This is a genomic window from Trueperaceae bacterium, from assembly GCA_031581195.1.
Lineage (GTDB): Bacteria > Deinococcota > Deinococci > Deinococcales > Trueperaceae > SLSQ01.
In genome coordinates this window covers 1-22,047 of record JAVLCF010000030.1, presented here as the reverse complement: position 1 = coordinate 22,047, position 22,047 = coordinate 1, and the positions used below count along the sequence as shown (strand labels likewise).

18 protein-coding genes are annotated in these 22,047 nt (G+C 75.6%); 12 read left to right on the top strand and 6 right to left on the bottom strand.

The genetic code is table 11. The features are described 5' to 3' along the window. Both RI554_04370 and RI554_04365 read right to left on the bottom strand, forming a co-directional pair. A partial coding sequence (locus tag RI554_04370) for a hypothetical protein (protein MDR9391244.1) occupies window positions 1-1,286 on the bottom strand: 1,286 nt, incomplete at its 3' end. Next, window positions 1,283-2,617 (bottom strand): DNA repair exonuclease, encoded by a 1,335-nt coding sequence (locus RI554_04365; protein ID MDR9391243.1) that lies wholly within the window; start codon window positions 2,615-2,617, stop codon window positions 1,283-1,285. The genes RI554_04365 and RI554_04370, both read right to left, overlap by 4 nt. A 104-nt stretch (window positions 2,618-2,721) precedes the next feature. On the opposite strand from RI554_04365, the gene RI554_04360 reads away from it, so the two are divergent. Both RI554_04360 and RI554_04355 read left to right on the top strand, forming a co-directional pair. Beyond that, on the top strand, window positions 2,722-4,023 hold the full coding sequence (locus tag RI554_04360; GenBank protein ID MDR9391242.1) for a saccharopine dehydrogenase NADP-binding domain-containing protein: 1,302 nt from the start codon (window positions 2,722-2,724) through the stop codon (window positions 4,021-4,023). Between the two features lie 168 nt (window positions 4,024-4,191). After that, entirely contained in the window at window positions 4,192-4,947 is a 756-nt protein-coding gene (locus tag RI554_04355; protein ID MDR9391241.1) for an SDR family NAD(P)-dependent oxidoreductase, read from the top strand. A gap of 90 nt (window positions 4,948-5,037) precedes the next feature. Here RI554_04355 and gdhA read toward each other — a convergent pair whose 3' ends face one another. Continuing rightward, entirely contained in the window at window positions 5,038-6,396 is a 1,359-nt protein-coding gene (gdhA, locus tag RI554_04350; protein ID MDR9391240.1) for an NADP-specific glutamate dehydrogenase, read from the bottom strand. A gap of 66 nt (window positions 6,397-6,462) precedes the next feature. On the opposite strand from gdhA, the gene RI554_04345 reads away from it, so the two are divergent. The 3 genes from RI554_04345 to RI554_04335 all read left to right on the top strand — a co-directional run bounded on the left by RI554_04345 (window position 6,463) and on the right by RI554_04335 (window position 10,596). Further along, complete coding sequence (locus tag RI554_04345) at window positions 6,463-8,232, top strand: TIGR04190 family B12-binding domain/radical SAM domain protein (GenBank protein MDR9391239.1); 1,770 nt, start codon at window positions 6,463-6,465, stop codon at window positions 8,230-8,232. A gap of 256 nt (window positions 8,233-8,488) precedes the next feature. Further along, the gene (locus RI554_04340; protein MDR9391238.1) at window positions 8,489-9,643 is read left to right on the top strand and encodes a hypothetical protein; all 1,155 of its coding nucleotides are present in this window, start codon (window positions 8,489-8,491) and stop codon (window positions 9,641-9,643) included. Then, window positions 9,643-10,596, top strand: a complete 954-nt coding sequence (locus RI554_04335; GenBank protein MDR9391237.1) for a WYL domain-containing protein — start codon at window positions 9,643-9,645, stop codon at window positions 10,594-10,596. The genes RI554_04340 and RI554_04335 overlap by 1 nt, the downstream gene beginning before the upstream one ends. A 7-nt stretch (window positions 10,597-10,603) precedes the next feature. Here RI554_04335 and RI554_04330 read toward each other — a convergent pair whose 3' ends face one another. Next, window positions 10,604-12,547, bottom strand: a complete 1,944-nt coding sequence (locus RI554_04330; protein ID MDR9391236.1) for a TRAP transporter large permease subunit — start codon at window positions 12,545-12,547, stop codon at window positions 10,604-10,606. A gap of 19 nt (window positions 12,548-12,566) precedes the next feature. Further along, a complete protein-coding gene (locus RI554_04325; GenBank protein ID MDR9391235.1) occupies window positions 12,567-13,547 on the bottom strand; it encodes a TRAP transporter substrate-binding protein in 981 nt (326 codons plus the stop codon). A gap of 421 nt (window positions 13,548-13,968) precedes the next feature. Between RI554_04325 and RI554_04320 the strand changes: the two genes are divergently transcribed. The 7 genes from RI554_04320 to uxaC are packed head-to-tail and all read left to right on the top strand — an operon-like array spanning window position 13,969 to window position 21,653. Continuing rightward, the gene (locus tag RI554_04320; GenBank protein ID MDR9391234.1) at window positions 13,969-15,030 is read left to right on the top strand and encodes a LacI family DNA-binding transcriptional regulator; all 1,062 of its coding nucleotides are present in this window, start codon (window positions 13,969-13,971) and stop codon (window positions 15,028-15,030) included. Further along, window positions 15,027-16,586: a tagaturonate epimerase family protein gene (locus RI554_04315; protein MDR9391233.1), complete on the top strand. Its 1,560-nt coding sequence runs from the start codon at window positions 15,027-15,029 to the stop codon at window positions 16,584-16,586. The genes RI554_04320 and RI554_04315 overlap by 4 nt, the downstream gene beginning before the upstream one ends. Further along, window positions 16,583-17,110, top strand: a complete 528-nt coding sequence (locus tag RI554_04310) for a hypothetical protein (protein ID MDR9391232.1) — start codon at window positions 16,583-16,585, stop codon at window positions 17,108-17,110. Before RI554_04315 ends, RI554_04310 begins: the two co-directional genes overlap by 4 nt. Further along, window positions 17,107-17,928, top strand: coding sequence for an SDR family oxidoreductase (locus RI554_04305; protein MDR9391231.1), 822 nt, complete (start codon window positions 17,107-17,109; stop codon window positions 17,926-17,928). Before RI554_04310 ends, RI554_04305 begins: the two co-directional genes overlap by 4 nt. A gap of 1 nt (window position 17,929) precedes the next feature. Continuing rightward, on the top strand, window positions 17,930-19,225 hold the full coding sequence (locus tag RI554_04300; protein MDR9391230.1) for a lactate racemase domain-containing protein: 1,296 nt from the start codon (window positions 17,930-17,932) through the stop codon (window positions 19,223-19,225). Further along, window positions 19,222-20,211: a gluconokinase, GntK/IdnK-type gene (locus tag RI554_04295; protein MDR9391229.1), complete on the top strand. Its 990-nt coding sequence runs from the start codon at window positions 19,222-19,224 to the stop codon at window positions 20,209-20,211. Before RI554_04300 ends, RI554_04295 begins: the two co-directional genes overlap by 4 nt. Further along, window positions 20,208-21,653: a glucuronate isomerase gene (gene uxaC, locus RI554_04290; protein MDR9391228.1), complete on the top strand. Its 1,446-nt coding sequence runs from the start codon at window positions 20,208-20,210 to the stop codon at window positions 21,651-21,653. Before RI554_04295 ends, uxaC begins: the two co-directional genes overlap by 4 nt. A gap of 24 nt (window positions 21,654-21,677) precedes the next feature. Here uxaC and RI554_04285 read toward each other — a convergent pair. Continuing rightward, a partial coding sequence (locus RI554_04285) for a hypothetical protein (GenBank protein ID MDR9391227.1) occupies window positions 21,678-22,047 on the bottom strand: 370 nt, incomplete at its 5' end.

Genomic DNA, 22,047 nt, shown 5'->3' with positions numbered 1-22,047 from the left:
CCACGCCCCAGCGCGCGCCCCTCGGCGCCCCCGGCCGCGCGCAGCGCGTCGCGGCGCCCCCGGACGGCGTCCCCCGCCGCCGTCCACGCCGCCGCGCTCGCGGTGACGTCCTGCGGCACGAGGTCGCCGGCGCCCGCGGCCTCCGCCGTACGGTGCGCCTCGCGGACCACCTCCTCGATCCGCGTCGCGACCCGCTCGAGGCGTTCGTCGACGGCGGCGACGCGCGCCTCCGCCGTCCGGAGGTCGACCAGCTGCCCCTCGATCGCATCCAGCGGGGCGCCCTCCACCTGCGGCGGCGGGGCGTCCCCGCCCGCGCCCACCGCCGCGGCGGCGGCGTCCCGCTGCGCGACGGCCTCCCGCGCGGCGGTGACGTGCCCGCGCACGTCGTGCTCGCGGGCCGCCAAGTCGCGCTGGGCCGCCTCGAGCGCCGCGACGTCGGTGAGCGACACGGCGGCGTCCGCCAGGCCGGTCGCCGCGAGGGCGTCGTCCGCGGCGTCACGGCGCCGGTCCGCGTCGCGACGCCGCGCCCGCAGGTCGTCGCGCCGCGCGTGGTGCGAGGTGCGGGCGTCGGCGTCGCCGTCGCCGAGCTGCTCCATGCCGCGCGGGAAGGTCGCGAGGTCCTCGGCGAGCGTTGCCTGCGTCGCGAGCGCCTCGGCGAGGGCCAACGCCGCGTCGAGGCGCTCGACCTCGCCCCGCGCGGCGCGAGCGTCGTCGCGCGCGGCGACGAGCGCGTCGCGGCCGGCGAGGGCGCGCCGGAGGGTCTCCTGCCGCCGCTCCACCTCGCGCAGGTCGTGCCGGCGCTCCGTGAGGGTCCGCTCCTCGGTCTGGCCGTGGCGCGGCCCGACGTCGAACCCGGGGGCGGCCCGCACGGCGTCGAGGTCGAACCCGCCCGCCAACGCGCGGGCGATGGCGCGCTCCGCCGCGACGTCGCTGTGGGTGACGTCCGCCAGGTCGTCCACCGAGATCGCCAGCGCCTCGAAGGCGTCGCCCGACGCCCCCGGCGGCGGGTCGCTGCCGCGTCCGTCGCGCGTCCAGGCGACCCGCCGCCCGACCCGATCGGCGCGCCACACGGCGTCGTCCCCGTCGAACGTCGCGACGACGCGGATCGCCTCGCCGGGAACCGCGTCGGGCTCGAGGACGCTCCGGAGCGCCCGCACGAGGGTCGATTTGCCCGACGCGTTGGGGCCGATCACCAGGTTCGTGCCGCCCCCGAGCGCGTCGAGCTGGAGCTCCGTCCCGGCCTCGAGGCCGGGGAACGCCGCGACGTGGAGGCCGCGGAGCCTCACGGCTCCCACCCCCCGTCCGGGGCGGCGCCCGGGGCGGCGTCCGCCGCGTCGCGCTGCGCCAGCAGCGCCTCGAGGGCGCGCACCGCCGCCCGCTCGAGGACGGCGGCGAGCTCCGCGTCGCTGGGCGCCTCGGGGGACAGGTGCCGCGTGAAGCGGGCGGCGCCCCGGACCCGCTCGAGCCGGTCGCGGGCCTGGCGGACGAGGGCGTCGGAGGCCTCCCCGCCCTCGCGCAGGGCGCGCAGGTGGCGCGCCAGCAGGCCGGCGGGGTCGTCCGCCTCCGCGAGGGCCGCGAGGTCGCGGGCGGGGACGAGGGCGTCGCGGACGCGGTGCACGAACATTCGCGGTCGCCCGGAGGGGCGCGTGAGCTTCGCGAGCTCCGCGGGGGCGGTGGCGGCCCGGTAGGCGGGCCCGTGCCGCGTCGCGCCGTGGAGCCGCAGCTCCACGCCGAGCACGTCGGGGGGGTGGGCGGACGTCGCCAGGTCCGCCTCGCGCTCGCCGAGCGCCCGCAGGAGGGCGTCCTGCAGGGCGGCGGTGGGGTCGCCCCCGTCGCGGAGGCCGGCGTCGACGTCCGCCGCATCGAGGTCGAGGTGGTCCCACCGGAGGGGGGCGTACGCCCGGTGCGTGAGCGCGACGCCGTCGCCGTGGGTCGTCAGCAGCCACGCGCCGCGGGGGCCCGGTTCACCGGGGTCGGTCCCGACGACGGACCCGAGGTACCCCGCGGGGCGGGGGCCGTCCATCGGGTCGGGACCGTGGATGTGCCCCAGCAGCCAGGCGTCGTAGGGGACGCGCTCGAGGTCGCGCGCCGCGAACGGCGCGTAGCGTCCCCCCGCCGCGTCGCGGTCGCCGTGCAGGAGGCCGATCGTGCGCCGCTCCGGCGCGGGGGGGGACGCGTCGAACGGGGAGCCCTCGTGGTGCTCGGCGGGGAACGACCAGCCGACGACGTCGAGGGCGTCGCCGTCCGCCCCCTCCACCGTGGCGCGTTCCCAGGTGCCGCCCCGCCCGAGCAGCGTCACGCCGTCCACGGCGTCCACGAGGCGCGGAAGCACCGCGCCGTCGTGGTTGCCCGCGACGCAGTACAGCGGGATGCCGGCCTGCGCGAGCGCCTCCGCGCCCGCCTTCAGGGGGCCGTACGCCTCGAAGACGTCGTCGGCGGCGTCGACGAGGTCGCCGGCCATCAGGACGGCGTCCACCCCCTCGGCGACGGCGTCGTCCACGAGGATCGCCCACGCGCGGGCGGGCCCGAGGTCGCGGGGGTCCACGCCGAGGTCGGGCGGGACCTTCGACGACGGGCGACGCCCGAGGTGCAGGTCGGCGGCGCAGAGCAGCTTCACGCGGGAAACGTCGTGTGGGACGGGGTTTCGTGGGGCGTCACGGTGGGGGAAGGGTAGCATGCGGGCGGACGCGGCGCGGGCGCGTGGGGCGGTAGCGTGCCGGCATGAGCGACGCCGCGCATGCCCCCACCGGCCCGCACGACCCCTCCACGCCCCCCGACCGCACCGCGCCGCACGACCGGGACCTCGACCTCGTCGTCTGGGGCGCGACCGGCTTCACGGGGCGGCTCGTGGCGGACGCCGTCGCGCGGCGCGCGCCCGCCGACCTGCGCTGGACGGTGGGCGGCCGCGACGCAGCCAAGCTCGCCGCCGTCGTCGCGGACCTCCCCGAGGGCACGCCCGCGCCGCAGGCGCCGATCGTGGCGGACGCGCGCGATGCGGACGCCATGCGGGCGCTGGCGACGCGCACGCGGGCGGTGGTGTCCACCGTCGGGCCGTACGCGCGCTACGGCACCCCGCTCGTCGACGCCGCCGCGGACGCCGGCACCGACTACGCCGACCTGACGGCGGAGGTCCCCTGGATGCGGCGGAACGTCGACGTCCTGCACGCGCGCGCCGGGGCGTCGGGCGCCCGCCTCGTGCACGCATCGGGCTTCGACTCCGTCCCGTCCGACCTGGGGGTGTGGGCGCTGCAGCGCGCCGCGCTCGCGCGGCACGGGCGGGCCTGTCGCGAGGTCGTGCACCTGGTGGGGCCGGCGGCGGGCGGCGTGAGCGGCGGGACGATCCAGTCGGGTCTCGACCTGCTCGCGGGCAGCGCGGCCGACCCCGCGCACCGCGCGGCGCTCCGCGATCCCGACGTCCTCGCGCCGGGCGGGACGCCGTCGCGCGACCCGCTGGGTCCCCTCACGCCGCTGCGCCACCCGGAGGTGGGGGCGTGGAGCGCCCCGTTCGTGATGGCCGCCGCGAACGCGAAGGTGGTGCGCCGCACCCGCTTCCTCGCGGGCGAGCCGTGGGGGGACGTGCGCTACCTCGAGCGCTTCGCCGCCCCGACGTGGGCGCGCGCCATGGCGGTCGGGGCGGCGACCGGCGGCGCCGCCGCGACGCTGGCGTGGGGACCGGCGCGGCGGGCCGCGGCGCGGCTCCTGCCGGCGCCGGGCGAGGGCCCGAGCGCCCGGACGCGGGCGGGCGGCTTCTTCCGCACGACGCTGATCGGCGTCTGCCCGCCGGAGGGCGGCGCACCCGCCGCGGAGGTGCGCGCCCACGTCGCGGCGAACCTGGATCCGGGCTACGACGCCACCGCGCGGATGCTGGCGGAGATGGGGCTCCTGTTCGCGGCGGGCGCGAGCGACGCGGCGGGCGGCGTCACGACCCCGGCGTCGGTGGGGGGCGACGCGTACCTCGCCCGCCTCGCCGCGGTCGGGGTGCGCGTCACCGTCGCGGACCCCCGCAGCCCCGCCCCGACCTGACGCCGGCCCGCGCGGCGACGCAGGCGCCACGCCGGGGCGCGGCGCGCGGCGGTAGGGTCGGGGGACACGGACGCGAAGGACGGAGCCCGGGAGGGCGCGTCCGCATGGGGCTCGGCGGTCCGCGCCGAGGCCGACGGCTCCGTCGAGGTTCGAACCCAGGAGGTTCCCATGATCGACATGACCGGCAAAGCCGCCATCGTGACCGGCGCGGGCGGCGACATCGGCCGCGCCGCGGCCGTGAAGCTCGCCGAGCAGGGCGCGAAGGTCCTGGCCGTGGACGTCAACGACGACGCCGTCCGCGCGACCGTGGACGCCGTGCGGGCGGCCGGCGGCACCGCGGAGGGCATGACCGCCGACGTGAGCGACCCGAGCCAGGTGGAGGCGTACGCGCAGAAGGCGATGGACGCGTTCGGTGCGATCGATCTGTTCTTCAACAACGCCGGGATCGAGGGGCCGGCCGCCCCGATCCCCGACTACCCGTTCGAGGACTTCATGAAGGTCTGGGAGGTCAACGTAGGGGGCGTGTTCTTGGGCCTCAAGCACGTCCTGCCGAAGATGACGTCGGGCGGCGCGGTCGTCAACACCGCCAGCGTCGCGGGCCTCATCGGCTCGCCGGGCCTGTCGGGCTACATCGCCTCCAAGCACGCGGTGTTGGGCCTCACGAAGACCGCGGCGCTCGAGCAGGCGGCGGCGAACGTCCGCGTGAACGCCGTCTGCCCCTCGCCGATCAAGGGCCGCATGATGGAGAGCATCGAGAGCAACGTCGGCGCGACCGAGGAGGACGCCTTCAAGGGCACCATCCCGATGGGTCGCTACGGCACGCCGGACGAGGTCGCGAACCTCGCGGTGTTCCTGCTCAGCGACGAAGCGAGCTACCTGACGGGAAGTTGGTACACCGTCGACGGCGGCAGCACCGCCAGCTGACGCCGGTCCCGCCGCGCTTCGCGCGGCCGTCCTGCGCGCCCCGGCCTCGGCCGGGGCGCGCCTGCGTCGGGGCCCGGAACGCCCGCTGGGTCAGACGACGCCCTGGTCGTGCATGGCGGTCGCGACCCGCTCGAAGCCGGCGACGTTGGCGCCGACGGCGAGGTCGCCCGGCCGGCCGACGCGGTCGGCGGCGTCGCGCGTGGTGGCGTGAACGTGCGCCATGACGTCGCGCAGGCCCGCGTCGGTGCGGTCCTCGGTCCACGTCTCGAAGCGGGCGTTCTGCTGCATCTCCAAGCCCGACGTCGCCACCCCGCCGGCGTTGGCGGCCTTGCCGGGGCCGTACGCGACGCCGGCCTCACGGAACGCCGCCACGGCGCCCGGCGTGCACGGCATGTTCGCGCCCTCGGCGACGAGGGTGACGCCGTTGCGGATCAGCGTCGCGGCGTCGCCGGCGTCCAGTTCGTTCTCCGTCGCGCACGGGAACGCCGCGTCGCACGGCACGTCCCAGACCGTCGCGCCGGCGGTGAACGTCGCGCCGGGGCGCGCGTCGGCGTAGGCGGCGAGGCCCTCGCGGCGTTCGCCCTTCACGGCGTCGAGCCGGTCGACGTCGAGGCCGGCGGGGTCGTGCACCCGGCCGGTGGAGTCGCTGCAGGCGACGACGTGCGCCCCGAACGCCTGCAGCTTGCGCGCGGCGTAGCGCGCGACGTTGCCGGCGCCCGACACGACGCAGGTGCGGCCCTCGAGGCGCTCGCCCCGAGCGTCCAACATGCGCTCGGCGAAGTAGGCGAGGCCGTACCCCGTCGCCGACGCTCGCCCGGCCAGGCCCGCCCAGGCGGGCGGTTTGCCGGTCAGGACGCCGGCCTCGAAGCGGCCGGCGAGGCGCTTGTACTGCCCGAACAGGTAGCCGATCTCGCGCGCGCCGACCCCGACGTCGCCGGCCGGCACGTCGACGTCGTCGCCGAGGTAGCGATGGAGCTCGCTCATGAAGCTCTGCGCGAAGCGCATGACCTCGGCGTCGCTGCGCCCCTTCGGGTCGAAGTCGGCGCCGCCCTTGCCGGACCCCAGCGGGAGGCCGGTGAGGGCGTTCTTGAAGGTCTGCTCGAAGGCGAGGAAGGTCACGACGTCCAGCGTGACGCTCGGGTGGAAGCGCAGCCCGCCCTTGTACGGCCCCAACGCGCCGTTGAACTGCACGCGGTAGCCGCGCTGCACGTGGACGCGGCCGGCGTCGTCGGTCCAGGGCACGCGGAAGATCAGGGTGCGTTCGGGTTCCGCGAGGCGGTCGAGGAGGCCGTCCCGGGCGAGCTCGGGCCGCCGCGCGAGGTGGGGGGCGAGGTCGACGAAGACCTCGTCGACCGCCTGCAGGAACGTCGTGCGGCCTGCGTTGCGGGCGTGGATGCGGTCGCGCGCCTCGCGCAGGACGGCGGGCGCGTCGCCGGGAAACGGGGTCATGGGGGGGCAGGGTACCGCGCGGCGCGCGCCGGGCGCGCGCCGCGCAGGACGGCGGGACGTATTGCCGTGGCCGCCCCCCGCGTCGTGCGTCACGGTGACGCCATGGCGCACGCGATGGACCTCCTGCTGCTGCACCCCCCGAGCGTCTACGACTTTCGCGACCGGACGACGCTGTACGGCCCCGTGAGCGACATGGTGCCGTCGTCGGTGATGTTCGAGCTGTACCCGATCGGCTTCCTGACGATGGCGGGCTACCTCGAGGCGCACGGCAAGCGCGTGCGCATCGCCAACCTGGCGCTGAAGATGCTGCGCAGCAAGCGGTTCGACGTCCCCCGCTTCCTGGCGGACCAGCGCCCCCGCCTGATCGGCATCGATCTGCACTGGATGCCGCACGCGCACGGCGCCATCGAAATCGCGCGCCTCGCGAAGGCCGCGCACCCCGACGTCCCCGTCGTGTTCGGGGGCCTGTCGAGCAGCTACTTCCATCGCGACCTGCTGGCCTACCCCGAGATCGACTTCGTGCTGCGGGGCGACAGCACCGAAGAGCCGCTGCGGCAGCTCCTGGAGCACCTCGAGGGGACGGGGCCGGCGCTGCGCGACGTCCCCAACCTGGCGTGGCGCGACGACGCGGGACGCATCCAGACGAACGCGCTGACGTACATGCCGTCGACCCTCGACGGCGTCGACGTGCGGCCCGAGGTGCTCGTCGAAATGGCGCTGCGCTACCGCGACGTGCACGGCGTCCTGCCCTACGACGGCTGGTTGAAGAACCCGACGACGATGGTGCTGCCCCTGAAGGGCTGCGTCTTCGAATGCACGACGTGCGGGAGTTCCGCGACGGCGTGCACGCACGTCACGACGCGGCGGACGCCGGCCTTCCGCAGCCCCGACAACCTGGCGGACAACGCCGCGGCGATCGCGAAGCTGACGCGCGGACCGATCGTGATCCCCGGCGACCTGCTGCAGAACGGCGAGGCGTACGCCCGCGCCGCGATCGACGCGATCGCGGCGCGGGGCGTGCGCAACGAGATCATGCTGGAGTTCTTCGACCTACCGCCGCACGGCTTCCTCGATCACGTCGACGCGACGCTGCCCGCGTGGAGTTTCGAGTTGAGCCCCGAGAGTCACGACCCGAAGGTGCGCCACGCGCTCGAGGGGGAGGCGGGCTTCTCGAACGCGGAGATGGAGGCGACCCTGCGCCACGCCCTCACCCTGAACGTCGCGCGCATCGACGTGTTCTTCATGATCGGCCTGCAGCACCAGGACCACGCCTCGGTGATGGACACGGTCGCCTACTGCGAACGGCTGTTCGGGTTCGGCGACCGGCGGTTGCAGGCGTTCATCTCGCCGATGGGTCCGTTCCTCGACCCCGGCAGCCACATCTTCCAGGATCCCGAGGCGTACGGCTACCGGACGTTCGCGCGGACGCTCGAGGAGCACCGGCAGCTGCTGACGCAACCCAGTTGGGAGCACATCCTGAACTACGAGACGCGGTGGATGACGCGCGCGCAGTTGGTGGACGCGACGTACGACGCCGCGGAGCGCCTCAACGCGGCGAAACGGCGTTACGGCTACCTCTCCCCCGCCCGCGCCGACGCCGTCGCGGACGGGATCGCCGGCGCCCGCGCGCTGCGGGCGCGGCTCGCGGCGGAGCTCGGGGATGCGGGCGGTGCGGCCCGCTCCGCGGCGGCGAGCGCGCCGCTGCGCGGCGACATCGCGCGGTTCAACCACTCGACGGTGTCGGACAAGGCGGAGCTGTTCTGGCCCGGTCAGCTGGCGTCGTTCAAGCCCGCCGGGATGGCGCGGGCGGCGTGGCGGGCGTGGCGCGCCGCCTGAGCGCCCCTCCACCGCCCCGCGCGCTGCCGACCCCCGACCCGCCCCCTCCCGACCCCGCGCGGGACCGTCTCGCGACCCTGGCGCGACCCCGACCCCCACCCGCGCGACGCTCCCCGTCGCAGGAGGGTGGGATCGTGCGAAACGTCGATGCGCCACCCCCGACGGCGTCCCCGGGACGCACGTCCATCACGACACACAGGAAAGCACGTGATACGTTCGACCCGTAACGCCTCGCCCCCGCTCGAGAGGAGCTCCGGTGATCCCAGCGAACCCCCGCACCCAGACCCCGCCGCGCACGAGGACCCGTCGCCACGCCGCCACCGAGGCCGTCCTCGCCCGGGTGCGGGACGCGGTGCCGGGGGCGTCGCTCCGTCCCGCGCCGGAGGCCGACGCCTGGCGCTGGCGGCCCCACCGCCGGACGATCCGCCTCACCCTCGCACCCGCACCGGCCGCCGTCGCGACGACGTCGGACTCGGCGCTGCACGACGGCGCGTTCCTCGACGCGACGATCCCCGTCGCCGACGAGATCGGCGTGGACCGCTACCTGGCGGTCCTGGCGCTGTTCGCGCAGGGGCAGGACACCGTCGGGACGCTCCGCCACGACGACGACCGCCGCGTGCACCTCGACGCGCGCTTCTGGTTGCCCGCCGACGCCGACACCGACCCGGCCCGCCTCGACGCGGTCGCCGACGGCCTGCTGCTGCAGGCGTGGAGCGCGGAGTCGCTGCTGCACCAGATCGCCTCCGGCCCCCTCGCCGCGCGGCCCGACATGATCGCCGCCCGCAACGCCCCCGTGCCCAGCGACCTGCTGGCCGCCCTGCGCGACGTCGGGGCGCGCGGGCAGCGCGCCGTCGCCGACGTCGCCCTGCGCGGCACCAGCAAGCTCGGGCCCTGGTTCGTCGGCACCGAACAGGACGACATGCTCACCGCCCGCGTCGACGAGGGCTGGCGCCGCCGTCCCGACGCGACGCACCACGCCGTGCGCCTCGAGGCGCCCCCGGACGCGCACGGACCGATCGACCGGCTCGAGGTCCGCTGGGCCCACCAGGGCCCCGCGACGGGGCCCGCCCTCCACCTGGCGGTCGTGACGCGCACGACGTTGGGGCACGACCCCGCCGGCACGCTCCGGCGGTTGGCGGACTGGAGCGTCCGGACCGCCGCCCGCCGCGACCGGACCGGCACCTGGCTGCCCGAGCGGTGGCTCGACGGGGACGGCCTCCGCGAGGTCGCCCGCCGCATCGAGCGGGGCGGGCTCGACGCCGTGAGGCCCCCCGCGGAGGACGAGCGTGCCGCGTGGGTCGTGACGCTCCCCACCGCCGACGCCCGCACCGGTTCCCTCGCGCGGGTCTGGCGCGCCGCGGAGGCCGAGGTCGTGGCGACGGCCGCCCCGCACGCGCGGCCCCTCAACTGATGACCCGCACGCGCGCCAAGGCGGCCCGCCTCAACGACCTGGTGGAGCGCCTCCGCCTCCGGCCGCACGGCGTCGCGGAGCTCGCGACGTACTACGCCACGACCCGCCGCACCATCGAACGCGACCTCGAGGACCTCCGCGCGCTCGGCTACCCGCTCGACGAGCGCGACCACCGCTACGCCCTCCCGGGCGAGCGCGCCGCCCTGAACGAGGTCGAAGCGCTCGCGGTGCACAGCGCCACGCGGTTGTTGCAGCACACCCGGGTCGGCGAACGGCACTACCGGCGGGCGATGGAGAAGCTGGCGCAGCAGGTGCCCGAGCCGGCGCGCGGCATCCTGCTGCGGGCGGTGGAGGACCTGGAGACGTCCCCCGACGACCGGACCCTGGACCTGGTCGCGCAGGCGTGGTTCCAGAGTCGGGTGCTGAGCTGCATCTACCACGGCGCGCGCAGCGGCTCGGAGCGGCGACTCGATCTCGAGGTGTGGTTCTTCGAGCTCAACCGCCGGAACATGGAGCCCTACGTGCTGGCGTTCGACCGGACGTACGCGCGGGAACTGCGCGTCTACAAGCTGTCCCGCATGGAGCAGGTCCGCCTCAAGGAGGATCGCTACGCCGTGCCCGACGACTTCGATCCGCTGGCCCACATGAAGGACACGTGGGGTGTCGTGGTCGGCGAACCGCTGCGGGTCCGCGTGCGGGTCCAGCCGAGCGTCGCCTTCTGGTTCGAGGAGACCGACGACCGCGACCAGGGGCTCGAGATCGTCGCCCATCACGACGACGGAAGTCTCGACGTCGACGTGATCGGCCAGCGCGCCGCGGGCGGCGACGCGCACGAGCTCGTGTCGTTCCTGCTCAGTTGGGGGCCGCTGATCGAGGTGCTCGAACCCCGCGACGTGCGCGCCCGCATCGCCGACGCCCACCGCGCCGCGGCGGCGGCGTACGACGGCGACTAGCGGGCGCTCAGCCGCCGCCGACGCGGGCGACGAGGTTCGGGAGCGCCTCGACCATGAACGGCGCGAACGTCACCAGCAGCAACGCCGCGAGCAGGGCGGGCCACAACACCACCATCGCGCGGCTGGCCTGCTCGATGCGGATCTCACCGATCGCGCACCCGACGAACAACGCCGTCCCGACCGGCGGGGTGGTCAGCCCGAGCCCGAGGTTCATGAGCAGCATGATCCCGAAGTGCACCTCGCTCATGCCGATGACGGGGCCCGTGACGATGGGGAGCAGCACCGGCGTGAGAATGAGGATCAGCGGCGCCATGTCCATGATCGCGCCGAGCACGATCAGCATCGCGTTGATCGTGAGCAGCAGCAGCACGCGGTTCTCCGTGAGGTCCAGCAGGCCCTGCGCGAGGGTGCTGGGGATGCGCAGGTACGCCATCAGCCAGGCGAAGGCGCTGGCGGTGGCGATCAGGAGCACCACGACGGAGATCGTGCGGACCGCCTGCACCAGCGCGCTCCAGAGGGTGCGGGGGGTGAGTTCGCGGTGGACGAACGCCCCGACGAGCAGCGCGACGACCGTCCCGATGGCGGCCGCCTCGGTGGCGGTGAAGAACCCGAAGGCGATGCCGCCGACGATCACCAACCCCACCGACAGCCCGGGGATCGCCTGCAGCGTCGCTCGCCACCCCTCGCGGGCGGGGGGCCGGGGTTCGCTCGGGTAGCCGCGGCGCAGGGCGACGACGTACGACGCCGCCATCAACATCACGCCGATGAGGAGGCCCGGCAGGTACCCGCCGAGGAACAACGCCCCGATCGACACCCCCCCCGCCGCGAGGCTGTAGATCACGGCGTTGTGGCTGGGCGGAATGATGAGGCCCTGCGTGGAGCTGGCGACGGTGATGCCGACGCTGAAGTCCGCATCGTAGCCCTTGCGCTTCATCATCGGGATCAGGATCGAGCCGTTGGCGCTGACGTCGCCCACCGCGGAGCCCGACGCGCCCCCGAACAACATCGAGGCGACGACGTTCACCATCGCCAACCCCCCGCGGATGGGGCCCACGAGGACGCGCGCGAAATCGACGAGGCGTTGCGCGATGCCACCGGCCGACATCAGTTGGCCGGCGAGGATGAAGAAGGGGATCGCCAGGAGCGGCGTGGCGTTCACGCCGTTCGCCATGCGTTGCGCCACGATCAACGGCGGGAGGGGGCGATCGAGGGCGAAGATCGCGGCGAGCGCCGCAAGCCCGAGCGCGAAGGCGATCGGGACGCCCGCCGCCAACGCCAGGACGAACGTGCCCAGCAGCACGCCGATCGGGCCGAACAGGACGTCGGTCCCCAAGATCGCCGCGCCGCCGACGACGACCGCGATGCCGAGAACGGCGGTCGCGACGCGCAGCACGCGGTTGCGGGCGGGGGCGGCGCCCTGCGCTTCGCTCAGCCGCACCTCGGGACGGCGCACGAGGTTGGCGAGGCCGTAGAGGGCCATGAAGGCACCCCCGGCGGGGATCGCCGCGTACATCAGGCCGATCGGGAGTTTCGTCGCGGAGAAGGTTTGCGACAGGGTGCGGGAGGCCAACTCCGCCCCGTAGATCGTCAAATAGACGCCGAACCCCGCGACCGCGAGCCACACCGCCCAGTAGGCGACGCGCTGCAGGGCGGGCGGCAGTTGCCGGACGACGAGGTCCATGGCGAGGTGTTCGGCGCGGCGCACCGCGAGGGCGCTGCCGAGCAGCGACAACCACACCATCAGGATGAGGCTGACCTCCTCCGTCCAGCGGGGGACGGCGAGGCCGGGGACGTAGCGGGTCGCGACCTGCCACGTCACGATGGCGACGATGCTCGCGAGCAGCCCGACGGTCACGACGCGCAACGCCGCCGCCAGCGCCCCGTCGAGCCGCGCGAGTACGGCGCGCGAAGGGGCGCGGGGCCCCTTCGCGTCGCCGGAAGAATCGGTCACGGGCGTGGGACCCCCGCGCTCAGTCGACGGCCAGGATGCGGTCGACCAGGTCGCCGTACGCCGAGCCGTACTCCTCGTACAGCGGCGCCATGGCCTCCTGGAACTCCGCGACGTCGACGTCGATGATCTCGCTGCCCGCCTCGACGACCGCGGCGCGACTCTCGTTCGAGAGGTCGTCCCAGAGGGCCGCCTGCACCGTCGTGGAGGCCAGAGCCGCCTCGCGCACGATCTGCTGGTCGGCGGGATCGAGACCGCTCCACGTCTGCTCGCTGATCATCACGACCTCCGGCACGCGGGCGTGCCCGTCGAGGGTGAAGTAGGGCGCGACCTCGTAGTGACGCACGCCGAACGGCCCGTAGGAGGGGAAGTTGTTCTCCGCGCCGTCGATGACGCCGGTCTGCAGCGAGCTGTAGACCTCCTCGAACGCCATGGGGACCGGCTCCGCCCCGAGCGCCTCCATCATGTCGAGCACGACCTGGCTCTGTTGGGTGCGCATGCGCAGCCCCTCGAGGTCGGCGGTGCTGCGGATGGGGACGTCGGTCGTGTAGAAGTTGCGGCTGCCGGAGTCGTAGTACGCGAGGCCGCGCAGGTCGGCCTCCGCGAGGCCGTCGAGCAGTTCGCGGCCGATGGGGCCGTTGACGACCTTCCACATGTGCGTCTCGCCGCGGAAGATGTAGGGCAGGCTGAACACGCCCATGGGGGCGTGGAACTCGCCGACCGGGCTGGTGCTGGTGCGCACGACGTCGATCACGCCGAGCTGGACCTGCTCGATCGTCGAGCGCTCGTCGCCGAGCTGCCCGCCGGGGAAGACCTCCATGACGATGCGGCCGTCGGTGGCGGCCTCGATGTAGTCGGCCATGAAGTAGAGGCCCTGCACGGTCGGGTAGTCCTCGGGCTGGTTGTCGGCCGCGCGGAGGACGACCTCCTGCGCCGTCGCCCCGAAGGCGAGGGACAGGGCGAGCGCGAAGGCGAGGCTGCGAACGAAACGAAGGGTGGGCACGGTGGACCTCCAGGGGGCCGCGTCGGGGACCGCAGGGGGACCGACGTCGGGGATGGCGTGCGCGCCGAGGCGCGCGGGAACGGGACGTGCGACGGTCCTCCTTCCCGATCGTCGCATCGGCGACGGCGGGGGCCCCGCATGGAAGGACGGTAGCGTTACCGTTCCCGGATCGCATGCATCGGGCCCGAGCCTCGGGCGCCGCGCGACGTTCGCTTGTGCGTTGCGGGGACGCTAGCACGCCGTTCAAAACGGCGTCAACGCGGGTGCACCCGGGCGCGAGGCGCGCAGCGCCGAGGATCGAGCCCGGAGGTTCGTGCCCTTGCGACCCCCCGAATCGGCGGGTAGACTCGCGTTCAGACGGTTAACGTTATCGGATCGGCGGCGCCCGCTTCGGGACGCCGTCCCCCTCCGGAGGTCCCCCTTGGCCGACCCCGCCCCCGCCGAGGCCCGCGCCCCCGACGCCGGCGATCGCGGGCACGTCACCCTCGCCGACGTCGCCGCCCGCGCCGGCGTCTCCCCCATGACCGTCTCGCGCGTCGTCAACGACCGCCCCGGGGTCGGCGACGCCACCCGCGCACGCGTGCGCGACGCCGTCGCCGCGCTCGGGTACCGCCCGAACGTCGTCGCCCGCAGCCTCAAGAAATCCCGCTCGCACACCCTGGGCCTGCTCGTCCCCGACGTCACCAACCCGTACTTCCCCGACCTCGTGCGCGGCGCGGAGGACGTCGCCTTCGAGGCCGGCTACACCCTGCTCCTGCACAACGTCATCGAGGACGCCGAACGCGAAGCGGCCGCCCTCGCCCTGTTCGAGGAACGCCGCGTCGACGGCGTCATCGCCGCCTCCCCGCGCCTCCCCGAGGACCGCCTCCACGCCCTCCTCGCCCGGCACGCCGCCGCCGTCGTCGTCAACCGGCGCGCCCCCGCCGCGCTCGCCGGCTCGGTTCGCGTCGACCACGAGGCCGGCGCCGAAGCGGCGCTGCACCACCTGCTGCGCGGCGGCGCCCGCACCCTCGGGATGCTCGCCGGCCCCCCGACGTCGCACGCCGGCCGCGAACGCCGCGTCGGGGTCGCCCGCGCCCTCGAGGCGACCGGCGCGACGCTCCCCCCCGAACGCACCATCGAGGGCCCCCCGACGATCGCCGGCGGCGAAGCCGCCGCCCACGACCTGCTCGCCCGCCACCCCGGCGTCGACGGCCTCGTGTGCTTCAACGACCTCGTCGCCGCCGGCGCGCTCCGCGCCGCCGCCGCCCTCGGCCGCCGCGTCCCGGACGACCTCTCCGTCGTCGGGTACGACGACATCGCCTTCGCCGCGATGTTCACCCCCGCCCTCACCACGCTCCGCGTCCCGACGTACGCCATGGGCGGCCACGCCCTGCGGATGCTGCTCGACCGGATGGACGGCCGCCGACGCGACGTCGGCATCGTCGTCCACCCCGAGCTCGTCGTGCGCGACTCCACCCGCCCCGAGGAGGCCCGCCCGTGAGCGACCGCCCACCCCCGACCGACCCTCGACTCCGCCGCGCCGCGGCGCACGCCGACGCCGGACGCCCCCCCTCCCTGCGGAGCCTCCCCGGCCCCGACGGCGTCCGCCTCGCCGCCTGGCTCGAGGGACCCGCCGACGCCCCCCGCCTGGCCGTCCTGGCCCCTCCGGAGGACCCCGCGCTCACCGGCGGCCACTGGACCGACCGCACGCCCGACGGCGACGACGCCGTCGCGCGCGGCCCGGCCGACGCGACGAACGCCGCGTGGCTTCGGGCCACCTTCTCCGCCCTCCGCCCGCAGCCGCTCGGCCCGGGCGCGAGCGCGGGGTTCGGCGACCGGCTCGGGCTCGCCACCCCCGGGCACGTCCGCGCGCTGCGCGCCGCCGACCCCCACGGCACGATCCGACCGATCTACGCCCAACAATCGATCCGCGAGATGGGCCGGACCGGCCGCACCCCGCAGGCGGTGATGGACGACGCCACCTGGGGTGCCTTCGAAGCGGGCCACGACGGCCCGCTCGGCGCGGACGCCGACCACCTCAAGACCGCCGACGACGTCCGCGCCACCGCCGCCGCCGGCTTCACCCTGTTCACGTTCGATCCAGGCGACCGCGTCGACGACGACGCCGACCACGCCACAGGCGCGACGCTCGACGCGAAGCTCGACGCCCTGCCCTGGGACGCCCTCGAGACGACGCAGGCCGACCACCTCCGCCGCTACGGCGGGCGCCGCCTCGACCTCGGCGACGTCGCGCTGGAGGTGACCCCCGAGGACGCCGCCCGCGCCGCCGCGAAGTACGGCGCCGCCCTCGCGCACGCCCGAGCCCTGCACGCGGCGTTGGTCGAGACCGACGTCCCGCACGAGATCGAGATCTCCGTCGACGAGACCGGCACCCCCACCCGCCCCGTCGAGCACGCCCTCCTCGCGCTCGAATTGCGCCGCCTGGCGCTGCCGGTCGTCTCGCTCGCCCCCCGCTTCGTCGGGCGCTTCGAGAAGGGCGTCGACTTCCGTGGGGACCTCGGCACCCTGCGGGCCACGCTGGCCGTGCACGGCGCCATCGCGACGCAGCTCGGGGGGTACAAGCTGTCGCTGCACTCCGGCAGCGACAAGTTCTCCGTCTACCCCCTCATCGCCGCCGCGACGCACGGCGCCGTCCACCTCAAGACCGCCGGCACCTCGTACCTCGAGGCGCTGCGCGTCGCCGCGACCCGCGCCCCCGACCTGTTCCGCGCGATCCTCGCCACCGCCCGCGCGCACTTCGAGACGGACCGCGCCAGCTACCTGATCGGCGCCGACCTCGCCCGCGTCCCCGCCCCGGACGTCCTCGGCGACGCCGACCTCCCGGCCCTCCTCGACGACGACGACGCCCGCCAGGTGCTGCACGTCACCTACGGCTCCGCCCTCGACGCCCACCGCCCCGACCTCCGCGCGCTCCTCCTCCGCGAACGCGAGGCGCACGCCGCCACCCTCGAACGCCACTTCGTCCGCCACCTCACCCCGTTCGTCGGCCCGACCGACGCCACCGGCGCCGCTGCGCGCCCGAAGGAGTCCGCATGACCTCCACCGCCACCACCCCCCTCGTCCGTCGTCTCGGCGCGGTCGGCGTCGCCCTCGCCGTCGGCATGGCGCTGCCCTTCGCCGTCCACCTCGTGCCCGTCGAGGCCGGCCCGCCCATGGGCGCCCGACTGCTGCCGATCTTCCTCGCCGCGGGGCTCGCCGCGATGCGCCTCGATCCGGTCTCCGCGCTGTCGATCGCGGTCCTCACGCCCCTCGCCAACCGGCTCGTGACCGGCATGCCGGCCGGCCCGATGCTGCCGACGGTCCTGCTCGAGCTCGTGCTCGTCGTGACGCTGCTCCTCGCGCTCCGCTACGGCCTGCCGCCCGCCGCCCGGACGCTCGGCCTCCGCCTCGCGCTCGCGCCCGCCTACCTCGTCGCCGCGGTCGTGACCGGCCTCGTCCTGGCCGGCGACCCGCCCGCCGCCACCCTCGCCTTCGCGTGGCAGTGGTCGTGGCCCGGTCTTCTGACGCTCGCCGTCGCCGGCGCCCTCCTCGCACCGCGCGGTGGGGGCCGGCCGGCGTGAGCGCCGCCGCCCCCTTCGACCTCACGGACCGCGTGGCGGTCGTGACCGGCGGGACCGGCGTCCTGGGGGGCGCGATGGCGCACGCCCTGGCGGGCGCCGGCGCCCGCGTCGCGGTCCTCGGCCGCCGCGCCGACGTCGCCGACCGCGTCGCCCGGGACCTGACGGACGCCGGCGGGCAGGCCCTCGCGCTGCCCGCCGACGTCCTCGATGCGGGCGCCCTCGAGGGCGCCGCCGCCACGCTGGAGGCGACCTGGGGGCCCGCCGACGTCCTCGTGAACGCCGCCGGCGGCAACCGCGCCGACGCGCTCGTGCACGGTGACGCCACGCTGTTCGACCTCGACCCCGACGCGTTCCGCGCGGTGGTCGACCTGAACCTGACCGGCACCCTGATGCCGACGCAGGCGTTCGCGCGCGGCATGGCGGACCGCGGGCGCGGGAGCGTCGTGAACGTCTCCAGCATGGCGGCGCAGAAGCCGCTCACGCGGGTGATCGGCTACGCCGCGGCGAAGGCCGGCGTCGACAACCTCACGCAGTGGCTGGCGACGTACGCCGCGACGACGTGGGGCCCCGGCGTCCGCGTCAACGCCGTCGCGCCCGGCTTCTTCCTGGGCGAGCAGAACCGCGCGTTGCTGACCGAGGCGGACGGGACGCCCACGCCCCGCGGCCGGCAGATCCTGGAGCACACCCCCATGGGCCGCTTCGGGGACCCGGGCGACCTGGCCGGGACGTTGCTGTGGTTGGCGTCCGACGCCAGCGCCTTCGTGACCGGCGTCGTCGTACCGGTCGACGGCGGGTACGCGGCGTTCGGGGGGGTGTGAGGTGACGCTCCCCCCCGGCGACCCGGGCGCCCTGCACGCGCGCGCCGTCGCGGAGACCGGCACGCTGCCCGCGGAGCGCGTGCGCGCCACCCTCGACGCGGGCCTCGCCGGCCGCTTCGCCGGCGACGACGTGCTGGTGTTGATCCCCGACCACACCCGCAGCCTGCCGCTCCCGATGCTGTTCGACGCCGCCCTCGAGATCCTGGGGGACGCGGCGTCGCTGACGTTCATGGTCGCGCTCGGGACCCACCCACCCCTCGACCCCGGCCGCCTCGCCCGCCTCGTCGGGCGCAGCGAAGCGGACCTCGCGGCGCTCGCGCCGCGCGTCCGGGTCGTGAACCACGACTGGGCGAACCCCGACGCCCTCGTCGAGATCGGGCGGTTGTCGCGCGAGCGCATCCAGGCGATCGCCGGCGACCGCTGGCACCCGACCCTCGGGGACGGCGCCACGGTCCGCATCCAACGCGCGGTCCTGGAGCACGACGCGACGTTGATCCTCGGGCCGACCTTCCCGCACGAGGTCGTCGGCTACTCCGGGGGCCACAAGTACCTCTTTCCCGGCGTCAGCGACGGCGACATGATCGACGTCACGCACTGGTTGGGGGCGCTCGCCGGCGTGCGCCGCACGATCGGGGTGGCGGACACCCCCGTGCGCGCCATGATCGAGGCCGCCGCCGCCCTCGTCCCCACCCCGACCACGCTCGCGTCGATGGTCGTCGAGGGCGGCGACCTCGCGGCGTTGTTCGTCGGGCCGCCGTTCGACGCGTGGCGCGCCGCGGTGGAGGTCTCGTCGCGCCGGCACGTGCGGTGGGTCGACCGGCCGTTCCACACCGTGCTCTCGACCGCCCCGCCGATGTACGACGAGTTGTGGACGGCGGGCAAGGCGATGTACAAGCTGGAGCCCGCCCTCGCCGAGGACGGCGAACTCATCATTCACGCCCCGCACCTGGACGTCGTGAGTCACGTCCACGGCCGCTGGATCGAGGAGGTCGGCTACCACGTCCTGCCCTACTTCCTGGAGCAGTGGGACCGCTTCGCGCACGTCCCCCTGGGGGTCCTGGCGCACAGCACGCACGTGCGCGGCGACGGTCGGATGGTGGACGGCGTGGAGGTCCCCCGCGCCCGCGTGACCCTCGCGTCGAAGATCCCGCCCGAGACGTGCGCGGCGTTGAACCTCGGCTACCGCGACCCCGCCACGATCGATCCCGCCGCCTTCCAGGGCCGCGAGGACGAGGGGGTCCTGCACGTCGCGAAGGCGGGCGAGACGCTCTACAAGCTGCGGGAGGACGCGGCGTGAGCGGCGGGGTGGACCTCCCGCTGCGCCGCATCGCGGAACGCCTGCGCGCGGCCGACCTGCCCGACCCGGCCGACGTCGACGTCGTCGTCGCCGTCGCGCGGGGCGGCGTCGCGCCCGCGACGCTCGTGGCGTACGAACTCGACCGGCCGCTCCGCCGCCTGGCGCTGAACTACCGCGACGACGCGAACGTCCCGCGCTACGACGCGCCGGAACCGCAGGCGGCCGTGCCCGACGTACGCGGCCTGCGGGTGCTGCTCGTCGACGACGTGTCGGTGAGCGGCGCGACGCTGCGCCGCGCCGCGGAGCTGCTGGACGCCGCGCACGTCACCACCGTCGCCTTCAAGGGGCGCCCCGACGCCGCCGACGTGGTGCTGTTCCCCGACGTGCCCGCCTGCGTCCGTTGGCCCTGGTTCGAGGACGTCGCGAGCGACGTCGCCGCCCGCCCCGCCGGCGCGAGCGGACCGCCGCGCGCCATCCTGCTGGCGGGGGTGTCGGGCTCCGGCAAGACGACCGTGGGCCGCGCCCTCGCCGAGCGCTTGGGGTGGGCGTTCGTCGAGGCGGACGACCACCACCCGCCCGCGAACGTCGCCAAGATGGCGCGCGGGGAGCCGCTCGACGACGCCGACCGCGAACCGTGGCTCGCGTCGCTCCGCGCGGCGCTCGACGACCACCTGGCGCGCGGCGAGGGGGTCGTGCTGACCTCGAGCGCCCTCAAGCGCCGCTACCGCGAACGCCTGACCGGCGACCGTGCGGAGGTCGCGACGTTCCTGCTGCACGGCCGTGAAGCGCTCCTCGCCCGCCACCTCGCGGAGCGCACCGACCACTTCTTCGACCCCGCGCTGCTGCGCAGCCAACTCGACACCCTGGAGCTGCCCGGACCCGGCGAGCCGGCCCGCGTCCTGGACGCCGCCCCGCCCCCCGACGTGCTCGTGGGGCGGATCCTGGCCGAGCTCGACCTCCCGGCCTCGGAAGGAGACCGCCCGTGACCCACGCCCCGAGGGAGGCCGGAGGCCTCCACCCCGACCGCGTGTTCCCCGCCGACCCGGGCGTCCGGGCGCTGGCGCGCGACCTGTACGAGGCGATCCGCGACCTGCCGATCGTGGCGCCGCACGGGCACGTCCCCCCCGCCCTGCTCGCCGACCCGGACGCGCGCTTCGGGACGCCCGCCGACTTCTTCATCGTTCCCGACCACTACGTCTTCCGCATGCTGTACGCGCAGGGGGTGCCCATGGAGGCGCTCGGGGTCCCGACGCGCGACGGGACGCCGGTCGAGACCGACCCGCGCGCCATCTGGCGGACGTTCTCCGCGCACTTCCACCTGTTCCGAGGGACGCCGACGGGGTTGTGGATCCGCGCGGAGTTGGCGGACCTCTTCGACGTGCACGAGGCCCCCGACGAAGGGAACGCGGACGCCACGTACGACCGGATCGAGGCGGCGCTCGCGAGCGACGCCTTCCGACCCCGCGCGCTGTTCGCGCGCTTCGGGATCGAGGTGCTCGCCACGACCGACGCCGCGAGCGACGACCTGACGCCCCACGCCCGCCTGCAGGCCGACGGCCTGCCGGTCGTCCCGACCTTCCGGCCCGACGCCGTGATGCAGGTGCACACGCCCGGGTGGCGCGACGCCGTCGCGCGGCTCGGGGCCGCGGCCGGCGTCGAGATCGACGACCTGGACGGCTTCCGTGCGGCGCTCGCGGCGCGCCGCACGCAGTTCGTGGCGCGCGGCGCGAAGGCCAGCGACCACGGCGTCGCGCAGCCGCACGTCGAGCCGCTCGACCCCGCCGACGCCCGCGCGATCTTCGCGCGCGGCCTGGCGGGGACCGCCACCGAGGCGGACGGCGCGGCGTTCGCGTCGCACATGCTGTTCGAGATGGCCGGCATGGCGCTCGACGACGGCCTCGCGATGCAGCTGCACGTCGGCAGCCATCGCAACCACCACGCGCACGTCTTCGAGCGCTTCGGGCTGGACAAGGGGGCGGACATCCCGGTCGCGGTCGATTGGACGCGGGGCCTGCATACGCTGTTGAACGCGTACGGGCGCGAGCCGGGCTTTCGGTTGATCCCCTTCACCCTCGACGAAGCGACGTACGCCCGCGAGCTCGCCCCGCTCGCGGGGCACTACCCCGCGCTGCGGCTCGGGGCGCCCTGGTGGTTCTTCGACAGCGTCCTCGGCATGGAGCGCTACCTCGACCGCACCGTCGAGACCGCCGGCGTGTACAACCTCGCGGGCTTCAACGACGACACCCGCGCGTTCGCCAGCATCCCCACCCGCCACGACGTGTGGCGGCGCGCCGTCGCCGCCTGGCTGGCGGGCCTGCAGGCCCGGCACCTGATCGACGAACGGGACGCGCCCGCGATGGCGCGCTGGTTGGCGTACGACGCGGCGAAGGCCGCCTACGGCTTCGGGTCCCCCCCGAACGCGGCGTAGGGCCGCGCCCGGGGGGACCGGCGCTCAGTCGCCGGTCCGCGCCACCTCGAGGGGCGTCGCCGTCGCCGCGTCGTCGCGCGTCCACCAGGGGCGGTCGGGATCGACGGCGTCGCCAGGGGTGTCGGGGGTGGCGGTTGGGGGCGCGGTTGGGGGCGCGGTCGGGGGCGTGCGGAGGCGCATTGGGGGGACGCCCAGGTCGGTGCGGACCTCCGCGCGGACCTCGGCGCGGACCGCGCCGCCGGCCGCGACCTCGGCGGAGAGGGCGTAGCGATCCACGACGCCCCGCTCGTGGGCGCGACTCACCCCGTCGTCCCACACGAGCGCCCCCTCGAGCCGGCCGTCGTCGTCCGGCAGCCCCCACCAATCGACGCGGCTCCCCTCGGGCCACCCCGTG

What these genes read in the sequence shown, in the direction of transcription:
- RI554_04360 (MDR9391242.1), top strand. Translation starts at nt 2,722, where the DNA reads ATGAGCGACGCCGCGCATGCCCCCACCGGCCCGCACGACCCCTCCACG.
- RI554_04355 (MDR9391241.1), top strand. Translation starts at nt 4,192, where the DNA reads ATGATCGACATGACCGGCAAAGCCGCCATCGTGACCGGCGCGGGCGGC.
- gdhA (MDR9391240.1), bottom strand. Translation starts at nt 6,396, where the DNA reads ATGACCCCGTTTCCCGGCGACGCGCCCGCCGTCCTGCGCGAGGCGCGC.
- RI554_04335 (MDR9391237.1), top strand. Translation starts at nt 9,643, where the DNA reads ATGACCCGCACGCGCGCCAAGGCGGCCCGCCTCAACGACCTGGTGGAG.
- RI554_04310 (MDR9391232.1), top strand. Translation starts at nt 16,583, where the DNA reads ATGACCTCCACCGCCACCACCCCCCTCGTCCGTCGTCTCGGCGCGGTC.